This window comes from Pseudoalteromonas sp. S558, assembly GCF_005886635.1.
GTDB classification, from domain to species: Bacteria; Pseudomonadota; Gammaproteobacteria; order Enterobacterales; family Alteromonadaceae; genus Pseudoalteromonas; species Pseudoalteromonas aliena.
Genome location: NZ_PNDU01000069.1, coordinates 14,823 through 27,517, shown reverse-complemented (window position 1 = coordinate 27,517; position 12,695 = coordinate 14,823). Strand labels below are relative to the sequence as shown.

The 12,695-nt window shown below is 38.9% G+C and carries 13 protein-coding genes; 2 read left to right on the top strand and 11 right to left on the bottom strand.

From position 1 onward, the window contains the following. Positions 1-1,048: 1,048 nt before the first annotated feature. The 11 genes from nqrM to CWB66_RS05215 all read right to left on the bottom strand — a co-directional run bounded on the left by nqrM (position 1,049) and on the right by CWB66_RS05215 (position 10,958). Positions 1,049-1,261: a (Na+)-NQR maturation NqrM gene (gene nqrM / locus CWB66_RS05265; RefSeq protein WP_007376137.1), complete on the bottom strand. Its 213-nt coding sequence runs from the start codon at positions 1,259-1,261 to the stop codon at positions 1,049-1,051. A 102-nt stretch (positions 1,262-1,363) separates the two neighbouring features. Next, entirely contained in the window at positions 1,364-2,395 is a 1,032-nt protein-coding gene (locus CWB66_RS05260) for an FAD:protein FMN transferase (protein ID WP_138584577.1), read from the bottom strand. A gap of 107 nt (positions 2,396-2,502) precedes the next feature. Then, a complete protein-coding gene (gene nqrF, locus CWB66_RS05255) occupies positions 2,503-3,732 on the bottom strand; it encodes an NADH:ubiquinone reductase (Na(+)-transporting) subunit F (RefSeq protein ID WP_096793557.1) in 1,230 nt (409 codons plus the stop codon). Between the two features lie 18 nt (positions 3,733-3,750). Then, entirely contained in the window at positions 3,751-4,359 is a 609-nt protein-coding gene (gene nqrE, locus CWB66_RS05250; RefSeq protein WP_007376134.1) for an NADH:ubiquinone reductase (Na(+)-transporting) subunit E, read from the bottom strand. A gap of 10 nt (positions 4,360-4,369) precedes the next feature. Further along, positions 4,370-5,002 (bottom strand): NADH:ubiquinone reductase (Na(+)-transporting) subunit D, encoded by a 633-nt coding sequence (locus tag CWB66_RS05245; protein WP_077535711.1) that lies wholly within the window; start codon positions 5,000-5,002, stop codon positions 4,370-4,372. After that, a complete protein-coding gene (locus CWB66_RS05240) occupies positions 5,002-5,754 on the bottom strand; it encodes a Na(+)-translocating NADH-quinone reductase subunit C (RefSeq protein ID WP_077535712.1) in 753 nt (250 codons plus the stop codon). Before CWB66_RS05240 ends, CWB66_RS05245 begins: the two co-directional genes overlap by 1 nt. After that, positions 5,747-6,949: an NADH:ubiquinone reductase (Na(+)-transporting) subunit B gene (locus CWB66_RS05235; RefSeq protein ID WP_007376131.1), complete on the bottom strand. Its 1,203-nt coding sequence runs from the start codon at positions 6,947-6,949 to the stop codon at positions 5,747-5,749. The genes CWB66_RS05240 and CWB66_RS05235 overlap by 8 nt, the downstream gene beginning before the upstream one ends. A 4-nt stretch (positions 6,950-6,953) precedes the next feature. After that, positions 6,954-8,297, bottom strand: coding sequence for a Na(+)-translocating NADH-quinone reductase subunit A (locus tag CWB66_RS05230; RefSeq protein WP_138584576.1), 1,344 nt, complete (start codon positions 8,295-8,297; stop codon positions 6,954-6,956). A 373-nt stretch (positions 8,298-8,670) separates the two neighbouring features. After that, positions 8,671-9,864, bottom strand: a complete 1,194-nt coding sequence (gene fabV / locus CWB66_RS05225; RefSeq protein ID WP_138584575.1) for an enoyl-ACP reductase FabV — start codon at positions 9,862-9,864, stop codon at positions 8,671-8,673. A 110-nt stretch (positions 9,865-9,974) separates the two neighbouring features. Beyond that, the gene (locus CWB66_RS05220; RefSeq protein WP_138584574.1) at positions 9,975-10,286 is read right to left on the bottom strand and encodes a BolA family protein; all 312 of its coding nucleotides are present in this window, start codon (positions 10,284-10,286) and stop codon (positions 9,975-9,977) included. 63 nt (positions 10,287-10,349) lie between these two features. Further along, positions 10,350-10,958 carry an alpha-ketoglutarate-dependent dioxygenase AlkB family protein gene (locus CWB66_RS05215; RefSeq protein ID WP_138584573.1) on the bottom strand — a complete coding sequence of 203 codons (609 nt, stop codon included), beginning with the start codon at positions 10,956-10,958 and terminating at the stop codon, positions 10,350-10,352. Positions 10,959-10,999: 41 nt separating this feature from the next. On the opposite strand from CWB66_RS05215, the gene CWB66_RS05210 reads away from it, so the two are divergent. Both CWB66_RS05210 and CWB66_RS05205 read left to right on the top strand, forming a co-directional pair. Beyond that, complete coding sequence (locus CWB66_RS05210) at positions 11,000-12,133, top strand: methyltransferase (RefSeq protein ID WP_138584572.1); 1,134 nt, start codon at positions 11,000-11,002, stop codon at positions 12,131-12,133. A gap of 7 nt (positions 12,134-12,140) precedes the next feature. Continuing rightward, entirely contained in the window at positions 12,141-12,695 is a 555-nt protein-coding gene (locus CWB66_RS05205; RefSeq protein WP_138584571.1) for a YajG family lipoprotein, read from the top strand.

The window sequence follows — 12,695 nt, the reverse complement described above, 5'->3', positions numbered from 1 at the left end:
GTTCTATTTGACGTTAAGAAAATTACGCTAGAACTAGGCAAAAATTTTTGTATCTAGTTGTTCTAAATAAAAAATTTTAACGACGTTATAGTGCAATTTAATTCGTTAAATTGATCAAAGATTTATGCAGTTTGGTATTATTTAACCTGAACTCTGGTTAATTAAGGATAACAATATAACTTTGAAGAATAATCTGGAGGAATAACGGAACACAAATAAAAACAGCCCAAATTCAGTCACCACCGAAATTGAGCCGTTTTTCACACTGACAACATCTTCACACACAATATAAAGATTTTTGGTTTACATTACGCGGCGCTGCAGAAAATAAAAACAACTCAAATTCTTTTTTATAGAAATAAATCCACCGAACTTGAGTTGCTTTTCACACTGACAACATCTTCACACACAATATAAAGATTTTTGGTTTACATTACGCGGCGCTGTAGAAAATAAAAACAACTCAAATTCTTTTTTATAGAAATAAATCCACGAACCTGAGTTGTTTTTCACACTGACAACATCTTCACACACAATATAAAGATTCTTTTAAGCGAGGCTAACTTTGCCTCAAACTTATGACAAGAGCCTTGCTCTGTGTCTATGGTTAAACTTTAGAGTGTTAGCTCCAATTTTACAAACGAGAAAAATAAACCTAACAGGTGAAAAAAACTAAACCATAAACCTTTGTCTAATACATTTATATTGCATTACACTAATTACACTAAATTAGTGATCTATTATGGCGCTAAGAAAATAGCCATACATAAGGCGAAATTATGGCATACAGTTGTGCTCGGCAATTACTTCTGCATTACTCTACCTCCTGTATCCATGCAGTCGACCGTGAATAACTTTTAACGCAGTGAGAGTTATTTAATACGAAAGAATGATCATGTTTTTAATAAAATAGGTATTGGGTTTTACAGGCACAAAAAAAGCGCTATTAAGCGCTTTTCATATCAATTACATTGTACTAATAAGCGATTATTTACTCGTTAGAGTGTTCATGCTTTTAATGAAATTAATATTTTTATTTAAGGCGGACTTAAATAATTTGATTTTCTTTCCAGGCTTGCTCTTTTGCTAAACGGTTTTTGCGCTTATCACATGGATCATCGCAATCACAAGCTTTATCAATACCAACCGAGCCCAAACCACCACAGCTGCTTGCCATAGATTTTTTTTGCACGATCATACCAACGGCCATAGCCGACACTATCAAAATTAGTAAGCCAAAAGTAAGAAGAAAAAGTGACATTGCTTAGCCCCTATTGATCAGCAATAAATTAAGCTCAAAACATTTCTGAGCGACTGCAATTATATACCCAAATAACGTGGAAATAAACAAGCCCGCGCCTTACTATAAATAAGGTTTAAATGCAGGGCTTGAGTATGTTATTAAACCGTCTTTCGATTTAGCGATTAAATATACAGGTAAGTCATGCTCCTGAGCATAAGCTTGCGCTTTATCCATGCCCATAACGGTTAATGCTGTCGCTAAACCATCAGCTGTCATAGCACTTGGATGAAGCACGGTTACCGATACTAGGTCATGCTTAGTTGGCATTCCTGTTGTTGGGTCAATTAAATGAGTATAAATTTCACCATTCATCTCATAAAAAATCCGGTAATCACCTGACGTTGCAATACCATTAGTACCCGGCGTTAAAATACGGTGTACTTTACGCTCTCCAGGTTGTGCATCTGGTTGCTCTATAGCTATTACCCAATCTTTATTATTTGGCTTTTCGCCTGCAATTCGAAGCTCACCGCCAATTTCAACCATGTAGTTGGTAATATTGTGGCTTTCTAATAATTGCGCCACCTTATCAATACCGTAGCCTTTAGCCGTTGCCGAAAACGATAGCTCTAAGCCAGCCACTTTTTTAGCCAAACCTTGAGCTGTTAGCGTAAGCTTATCAACGCCTATATTTTTAATCATACTAACTAACTCTTCATCGCTAGGACGATTAGTTGGTTTTTTATCTGGGCCAAATCCCCATAAATCGATTAATGGCCCCATAGTGACATCAAGTGTTTTGGTTGACTCACCTAACCGAATAGACTCAGATATAACAGCCCTAAAATCTTCACTAATCGGCATAACCTGATTTGCTGGTAATCTGTTGAATGTATTTATCTCAGAGTCTTCTATGTAAGTAGACATAGATTGATTAACATCTTTTAAAACAGCGTCTATTTGCGACTTTAATTGTGAGGCCGACAACTGAGCTTGCTCATCGTAATATTTAATATGATAAGTGGTCCCCATAGTTTTACCTTCTAAAAAGGTCTCTTTTAACTCAGGCTTTTCACCACACCCAGACAATAATAAGGTCAGTGTAATTAGCAAAAAAGCCATTATGCCTTGTGAAGTACTTACTCGATTCATAGCTGCTCTACTTAATAGATTAAAAAATTAAAGAATAAAAAAGCCTCGTAACACAAGTGCTACGAGGCTGGTATTTTAACCAAAACTAAACTGTTTTGGTATGAGTGTTAGCCACCGAAGTCATCTAGTAAGATATTTTCGTCTTCAACACCTAAATCTTTAAGCATAGTAATAACTGCCGCGTTCATCATTGGAGGACCACACATGTAGTACTCACAATCTTCCGGCGCTTCATGATCTTTAAGATAGTTCTCAAATAACACGTTATGGATAAAGCCAGTATAGCCTTCCCAGTTATCTTCAGGTTGTGGATCTGAAAGCGCTGTATGCCATACGAAGTTAGGATTTTCAGCGGCTAAGCCGTCAAAATCTTCTACGTAGAACATTTCACGTTCAGAACGTGCACCATACCAAAAGCTCATCTTACGTTTAGAGTTCAAACGTTTAAGTTGGTCAAAGATATGAGAACGCATTGGCGCCATACCAGCACCACCACCAACAAATACCATTTCTGCATCGGTGTCTTTAGCGAAAAACTCACCAAATGGACCTGAAATAGTTACTTTATCGCCAGCTGTAAGTGACCAAATGTACGAAGACATTTTACCACACGGCAAGCTAAGGTTTCTTGGCGGCGGAGCAGCAATACGCACGTTAAGCATAATGATGCCTTCTTCTTCTGGGTAGTTAGCCATTGAGTAAGCACGAATAGTTTCTTCGTCTACTTTTGACTCCAGATCGAAGAAACCAAAGTGGTTCCAATCACCACGATATTCTTCAGGAACATCGAAATCTGCATATTTAACGTGATGAGGTGGCGCTTCGATTTGGATGTAGCCACCCGCACGGAACGGTACTGACTCACCATCTGGAATTTGAAGCTTAAGTTCTTTAATGAACGTTGCTTTGTTATCGTTAGAGATAACTTCACAATCCCACTTCTTAACACCGAAAATTGACTCTTCAAGCTCAATTTCCATGTCGTTTTTAACATTTACCTGACACGCTAAACGACAGCCTTCACGGGCTTCGCCTTTAGATATGTGATCAAGCTCAGTTGGCAGGATATCGCCACCACCTTCTTTAATGTGTACACGACACTGGCCACAAGAGCCACCGCCACCACATGCAGATGATACAAATATACCTGACTCAGATAATGCACTTAAAAGCTTATTACCTGCTGATGTAGTAATGGCTTTATCTTTATCACCATTAATACCGATGATGATATCACCGCTTGCAACTAACTGAGATTTAGCACCAATGATGACTAAAACCAGTAGTACAACGATAGCGATAAAAACACCAACGCCTAAGAAAATCTGATAATCCATGATTTATCCTCGCTACCTTTACAGTGAAATACCAGAGAATGACATAAAGCCAAGTCCCATTAAACCAACAGTGATGAAGGTAATACCTAAACCACGTAAGCCGTCTGGCACGTCTGAATACTTCATTTTCTCACGGATACCTGCAAGCAATGTAATTGCAAGTGCCCAACCAACACCAGCGCCAATACCATAAACAACAGACTCACCGAAGTTATAGTTACGCTCAACCATGAAAGATACCGCACCAAAGATTGCACAGTTAACTGTGATCAATGGTAAAAAGATACCTAACGCGTTGTAAAGTACTGGGAAGAACTTATCTAATACCATTTCAAGAATTTGCACTAGCGCTGCAATAACGCCAATGAAAGTTAAGAAACGTAAAAAGCTAAGGTCTGCATCAGGATAACCAAGCCACGTAAGTGAGCCTGGTGCTAACACAGCATGGTAAACCAAGTTGTTAACAGGTACAGAAATACCTAAAACAACGATAACCGCTACACCTAGGCCAATTGAAGTAGTCACTTTTTTAGATACTGCTAAAAAAGTACACATGCCTAAGAAAAATGATAACGCTAAGTTTTCAATAAAAACGGCTTTTACAAACAAACTAATATAATGTTCCACTGTGTGCCCCTTACGCTTTAGCTTCTACTTGGTCTTTCTTATAAGTACGAAGTACCCATATGAATAAACCAATGATGAAGAATGCACTCGGTGGTAATATTAATAGACCCATAGGTTGATACCAACCGCCATCTTGTACTAATGGGATAATATCAACACCGAATAGTGTTCCTTTACCGAATAGCTCACGAATGAAACCAACAGTAAGTAAAACAACAGAGTAGCCTAAACCATTACCAATACCATCAAGGAATGACATAAGTGGTGGTGACTTCATCGCATATGCTTCAGCACGACCCATTACAATACAGTTAGTAATAATTAGACCAACAAATACTGAAAGCTCTTTAGCTGTAGCATAAGAAAACGCTTGCAATACTTGGTCAACAACAATTACTAATGATGCAATAATCGTCATTTGTACAATGATACGTACTGACGATGGGATCTGGTTACGAATAATCGAGATAAAGAAGCTAGAAAATGCAGTTACTAACGTCAATGCGATTGACATAATTAACGCATTTTTTAAGCTAGACGTTACCGCTAGCGCAGAACAAATACCCAGTACTTGTAGTGCGATTGGGTTGTTAGCTAAAACCGGACCAAATAGGACCGCCTTCATTTCTTTAGTATCAGCCATTATTTCAATGCTCCTTTACGTACTTTCGCAAGGAAAGGGCCAAAGCCATTTTCGCCAGTCCAAAAGTCAACTGCATGTTCAACACCGTTAGACGTTAATGTAGCACCTGAAAGACCATCGATCTTATGCTCATTGCCGTTAGCAGTACCTTTAACAATTTGAATTGGTAGCTCTTTGCCTTGCCACGTAGCAGTCCACTGTGGATTTTGGATTTCACCACCTAAGCCAGGCGTTTCATTATGTTTGTAGAAGATAATGTTTTTAACTGTTTCGCCATCGCTCTCAAGCGAGATAAAACCGTACATTAAGCCCCATAAGCCATAGCCCTGAATAGGAAGAATGATTGCATCAATAGAGCCATCTTCTTTTTTCGAGATATACACCGGTGACTCTTTAGTCACACGTTGAATACCAGCAATGTCTTTAACGCCTTTCTCTTTTAGAGAAACACTTAGCGCCGCATCGTATTTGCTTTTTTCAAAATCAAAGATTGTTGGGTCTGTATCTACAAACTCACCTGTGGTCATATTTACAACGCGCGCTTCGATTTTAGCATTAAATGTATCAGATACATTCTCAACTTTATCTATGCCCGCAGCTGCTAAGATATTGCTTTGAATATCTTTATTTTTATTAGCTTGCTGTAAAGGACGAAGCTGTACAGAAGCAAACGATACAATAATTGCACACACTAAACATAGTGCGACAACAACTGCTAACGTTTTACCGATTGATTCGTTATTACTAGACATTACGTGCCAACCTCCGCTTGATATTAGCTTGCACTACAAAGTGATCGAACAGTGGAGCGAATAAGTTAGCAAATAAAATTGCTAGCATCATACCTTCTGGGAAAGCAGGATTCACAACACGGATAAGAACCACCATAAGACCAATTAGTAAACCGTATGCAAATTTACCTTTGTTAGTAAATGCAGCCGATACAGGGTCAGTAGCCATAAAAAACATACCAAACGCAAAACCACCAAGCACTAAATGCCAATACCAAGGCATTGCAAATACAGGGTTAGTTTCTGAGCCAACAGCATTTAATAAGAATGCCGTTGCTACCATACCTAGGAATACACCTAGTACGATACGCCAAGAAGCGATGCGAACGTAAATTAAGAATAAACCACCTACAAGTAATGCAAGTGTCGATGTCTCACCAACAGAACCTTGAATGAAACCGTAAAATGCATTCCACCATAATTCCATGTTTGAAAAATCAAGTGTGCCAACAAAAGCTTGGCCTAGCATAGTCGCACCAGAGAAAGAATCTACTGCAGTCCATACTGTGTCACCCGAAATTTGCGCAGGGTATGCGAAGAATAAGAACGCACGACCAGCCAAAGCAGGGTTTAAGAAGTTACGACCAGTACCACCAAAAATTTCTTTAGCGATTACTACACCGAATGTGATACCTAGTGCAACTTGCCATAAAGGAATTGTTGCAGGTAAAATAAGTGCAAATAATACAGAAGTAACGAAGAAACCTTCGTTAATTTCATGCTTACGCACAGAAGCAAAAATCACTTCCCAAAAACCACCTACAGCAAATGTGACTGCGTAAATAGGTAGGAAGAAACATGCTCCGTAGAACATTTTAGCGCCCCAGCCTGCATTAGCGGTTAATTCACCACCAAAGAACTGAAACAGACCAACCTGCCACGAGTTTGCTAGTTCAAAACCTTGCGCTAAAGCACCTGCGGCTTGGTGACCGATGTTGAACATACCAAAAAACATAGCTGGGAACGTCGCCATCCACACTAAAATCATCATGCGTTTTAGGTCGATATTATCGCGTACGTGTGTCTTGCCTTTATTTACATAGCCGGGTGTATAAAAAATAGTTGCAGCTGCTTCATACAGTGCATAAAACTTTTCATATTTTCCACCGGCTTCAAAATTCGGCTCGATATCTTCTAGATATTTTTTTAAACCCATCTCTCTAGCCTTCCTTCTCGATCGTTGATAAGCAATCGCGCAAGATAGAACCATACTCGTATTTGCCAGGACAAACGAAGGTACATAACGCTAAATCTTCTTCATCAAGTTCAAGCGCGCCTAATGAAATTGCACTGTCTAAGTCACGTGCAATTAAGTCACGTAATAATAGCGTAGGCAAAATATCTAACGGCATTACGCGCTCGTAGCTACCAATTGGTACCATGGCACGTTTTGAACCACCTGTAGACGTTGTCATTTTAAATAAACGACTCGGTGTGAGGTGAGAAAGGAAGGTACGCGTTACAGAGAATTTATCACTACCTGGTGCAATCCAGCCAAATAGTTCTTTTTCGCGACCTTCAAGTAATACAGATACTTGAACGTGGTAACGACCTAAGAACGCATTAACACCGTTTGAAGTAGCACCAGATAAAACAGAACCAGAAATAACACGGTTATCACCGTCTTCTAATTCTCCAGCAACTAAATCATCCAATGAAGCACCTAATTGTGTTTTCACTAAACGTGGGTTTTTAACACGAGGACCTGCAAGCGAAACAACACGACTTGTGTAAATTTCACCCGTAAGGAATAAGTGACCATACGCAATAACGTCTTGGTAACCAATATGCCAAACTTGTTTACTAGCAGATACAGGGTCAAGATTGTGGATATGAGTGCCTACAAGGCCAGCCGGATGCACACCACCAAACTCATGTACTTCTACTTGAGCTATTGATGAGCTAGGAACTTGACTGCCAACTTGTTTACAAACAAATACTTTTCCATCAGTCAAACGCGATACAACGGCTAAACCCGCTTCAAATGCTTGCACATTATCAGCAATAACTACCGCAGGATCTGCAGCAAGAGGATTAGTGTCGATAGCGGTCACAAAAATAGAGCTAGGATTTGCATCCACAGCCGCAACTTTGCTGAATGGGCGAGCACGAAGTGCCGTCCACTGACCAGACTGGATAAGTACTTCTTTAGCTTTTTCACGATCTAAGCTCGTAAGCTCAGTGTCAGAGAAAGAGTCAAAGGTGATTTGCTCACTGCCGTCTACTTCAATAACAACAGATTGCAGCACACGTTTAGCACCACGATTTATTTCTTTTACAACACCAGAAGCTGGTGCGGTAAATAGGACGCCGGGGTTCTTTTTATCTTCAAAAAGTACCTGGCCTTTTTTAACTTGGTCATCCATACGGATATGCATGGTTGGACGCATACCAATAAACTCTTCACCTAGCACAGCTACACGTTTGACGGGAGAACCGTCGTGAATAACTTGCTGAGGTGCGCCCTCTATGGGTAAATCCAGACCTTTTTTTATGTTGATCATACGCACTTGCACTACATTAACGGAAAGAAACTGAAAAATCGTACCAACCACGTCGCCATTTGAGCTATCCCAAGTTATTTCAATGTATAAAAGAACAACTCGCTATGAATACTAAATAAGCAACGCGGTAAAAACTCTTCACATATTGCCTTAATTTTAACATCATTGTGGGCGACTATGCGAGTCTAATTATGAAAATTATACGACAGAAACACTTATTTAGTTTTGTTATGTGTATTTAATAAAATTTAAGTTAGACCAAAGTGGTAGCTTAAGCAAAGAATGACATTTTTTAATCACAATTGTTCAAAAAAGCCCGCAAAACAAAAAAGTCGCACTAAGCGACTTTTTAATTACATATTTGAAAATATGGTTAATCAATCATATTTGCAATTGGTTTGACCGAATCCACATCTTGTTCGTAATCAACACCCTCAATACCAAAGCCAAATAAACGTAAAAATTCGTTATGGTAACCCACATAATCGGTTAACTCATCAATGCTGCTCGTATCTACTTTATCCCAAACAGCTTGAACACGTGCTTGCACATCGTCTTCTAATTCTTTGTAGTTTTGAAATAAGTGGCCGCCGTCATCAAAGCGTGGGTTATCACCATATAAGTTCTCACTAAATAAAGCCTGAATTTGCTCAATTGTACCTTCATAAGTACCATCTGCTTTCATTACTTTAAATAATGCTGAAATGTATAAAGGCATAATAGGAATAGCCGAGCTTGCTTGTGTTACCACTGCATTAAGTGATGATACATAGGCTTCGCCATTTAAATCCTTTGTTGACTCTTTAATTGCAGCGGTTGCACGGTCTAAATCTTCTTTTGCTTTACCAATTGTCGCATGTCCGTATATTGGCCATGTTAGCTCTTTACCGATATAAGTGTACGCTGTGGTTTTAAAATTATCAGCTAACACATCAGCGGCTTTTAATGCGTCAATCCACATTTCCCAATCTTCACCACCCATTACTTTAATGGTGTTATCGATATCGTCTTGATTTGCTGCTTCAACAGTAATTTCGTCAATTTCGCGCTTTGACGTATTCAAGTTTTTAGTGGTTACTGCATTACCTATTGGCTTAAGTGTAGATGAGAACACTTCGCCCGTATTTGGATCTGTACGACGAGGAGACGCTAGGCTGTAAATAATACAATCTACTTTACCCAAATCTGCTTTAATGGTGTCGATTGCTTTTTGCTTGATTTCGTTTGAAAACGCATCACCATTAATATTTTTAGACCAAAGACCCGCTTCGTCTGCTGCTTCTTGAAATGCTGCAGTATTGTACCAACCAGCAGAACCTGTTTTACGTTCAGTACCTTCTTTTTCAAAGAAAATACCGAGTGTTTTAGCACCGCCACCAAATGCAGCTGTGATACGCGATGCCAAGCCGTAGCCTGTAGATGCGCCAATAACTAATACATTTTTTGGTGCGTTTTTTAACGCGCCTTGTTGTTTTACATAGTTAATTTGTTCTTGAACATGCTCGCTACATCCCGTTGGGTGTGCGTTGGTACAGATAAATCCACGAATTTTAGGCTTAATGACCATTGATGATCCTATATCTTTTACAATAAAAATTAGCGCTAGTTTAAAGGCTAATACTAAAAACACTGATCTGATCAGTTAATCACTAATCAAATGTCTTATAAAACGATTACTTAGCTAGATTTAGAACCGCCCATACAATTAGGCGAATCAGGTGCTTCGCCGCCCTGCTCGGTATACTCATCCGGTGTATAAGTATGGATAGCGAGTGCGTGAATATGATTTGCTAACTCATCTTTTAATATTTCATTAATTTCACGATGGCGTTGTAATAGGCGTTTGCCGGCAAATTCTTCACTTACCACAATAACTTTAAAATGTGACTCGGTGCCTTTGCTGTGCATGTGGCTTTCATTAATTACATTTAAATGCTTACAGGCAATTGCGCTGCTGATTTTTTCTTGAATTTGTTGCTGCATTGACATAAAAACCATTTTTGTAGTTAAGTTATATTATTATCATAACAACTAGCCAAGCCTATTGGCTAACTAAAATTGAGCTTGTTTGATTTGCTTTATGTATCTGAACGTTAAGCTAATTCGTGGGTGAGCTAATGTAGTTTGCTTTGGGATTGCATGTTGATAATCGCGTTGACTGTCGCCATTCATAACTAAACAGCTGCCACTTTGTAACTTTAAGTCGATTACTTTGTTTGTCGATTTTTGTTTAAGCTTTAAAATACGCTCTGCCCCAAGCGATATACACACGATAGTCGGTTGATGGCCCAGCTCTATTTCGTCATCACTGTGCCAGCCCATAGTATCGTTACCATCTCGATAATAATTAACCAATAAAGAATTCAATGGCTGATTTAAATGTTTTTCTAAGCGCTTACGCATTGCTAATAAAGTATCAGGCCAAGGCTCCACTATTAATTTGCTATGGGAATACCCATATTCAAAATTATGCTCGCTAATAAAGCATTGCAGCCGAGGAATTGGGCCTGTTTTTGAATAGACAGTGACGTCGGGTTGCTGCCAAGTTAGATTTTTTTGCAAATAATAAAATAAATCGAGGCTTTTTTGCGCGCTAAGTGCCCTACTTTGATAAGAAAAGCCATTTGGTAACTGTTGGGGGTTGGCGTTTTGCCGTTGCATGTTAGAATTTACCTACATTAGTTTACTGATCAAATACCATTATGACGACACAAGCCCAGCTAGGCGATAAAACATTTACTCTTGAACGCTTCCCTTTGGATCAAAAAAACCGCAGTTTACAAGCGTGGGATTCAGCCGATGAGTACCTTATCAATTATGTTAACGAACATCACCCAGATTGTCGCTCACTGCTTATTTTAAACGATAGCTTTGGCGCACTTGCTTGTAGTTTTAATCAATTAACGGTCTGTTCAGTTAACGATTCTTATATTAGCCATCAAGCTGTAGCGTATAACTTACAAATAAACAAACTATCTACGGCGCAGTTTAGCCAAATAGATAGTCTGTCTGCATTGCCTGACGACATAGATTTAGTGCTAATAAAAATACCGCGTAACGTGGGTTTTTTACAATTTCAACTAAGTGAATTAAGCGAAATACTTGCACCTGGTACACCGGTAATTGCAGCAGGCAAAACAAAAGAAATTCATAATTCAACAATAAAATCGTTTGAGCAATTTATTGGTGAAACAAAAACAAGTTTAGCGGTTAAAAAATCACGCCTTATGTTAAGCACCGCAAAAGGTGGCTACAAAGCAGCTGATTTCCCTATTACTTGGCCACTTGAAGGCACTGAATTTAATATAACAAATCATGCAAATGTATTTTCACGCGACTCATTAGATATAGGTGCTCGATTCTTTTTTAATTATTTACCAGAAACTAAAAAAGAAACCAGCATAATCGACTTGGGTTGTGGCAATGGCGTTGTTGGTGTTATGGCGCTTGCTCGTTGCCCTAAAGCATCCGTTACCTTTGTTGATGAGTCATACATGGCGGTTGAGTCTGCACGTTTAAATGTAGAACAAAACATGCCTGAACAATTTGATAACTGCCAATTTATTGAAAACGATTGTTTAACTGACTTCACTCAAGACAGCGTAGATATGGTGTTGTGTAACCCTCCATTTCATCAAGCACAAGCGGTAACAGATCATATTGCATGGCAAATGTTTAAACAGGCTAAAGAGACTCTAAAGCAAGGCGGTGAATTACGTATTATCGGTAATCGTCATTTAGACTACCACGATAAACTAAATCGTATGTTTGGCAACTGTAAACTGCTAGGCTCGAATAAGAAGTTTGTAGTGCTTAGCGCAACTAAAAACTATTAGGAACGTAATGATTAAAACTATTTTTAGCCTATGTGCGCTACTTATATTAGCTGGTTGTGCTAATCAGCCTAATCAGGTGATCCTTAACCCAATTTATAAAAGCGGGCAAGTAAGTACAATAAATAGTAGCTTAAGTACTAGCGTAATTGATTTACGAGGTGATACTTCAACGCTTAAGCTTATTGAATCTGATAAAATAAAAACGTTTGCCAGCCAAGGGATTACACAGTCAGTTAAAAGTATTTTAGATAGCGCGCTTAGCCGAAATGGTGCAAGCATCTCAAATTTAGCAACCGTACGCTTTGAAATTGACATTCATGCATTGCAAGCGGTTGTAACCGAAAAGCTGGTCAGCCATACCAGCGAAGCCCAAATAGAGCTTGGTGTTCGTGTTATTCGCGCTTCAAGCAATTTTAGTAAGGTGTACCGAGGTAGTGCTAATTTAGAAGGGCCATTTGGTCACGAACGAGCAAAAATAGAAGGTCAGCTTAATAAGTTGACTGAGCAAATGATTACTCGCATTGTGTCTGATCCTGAATTAATAGAATTTTTAGAAGGTTAA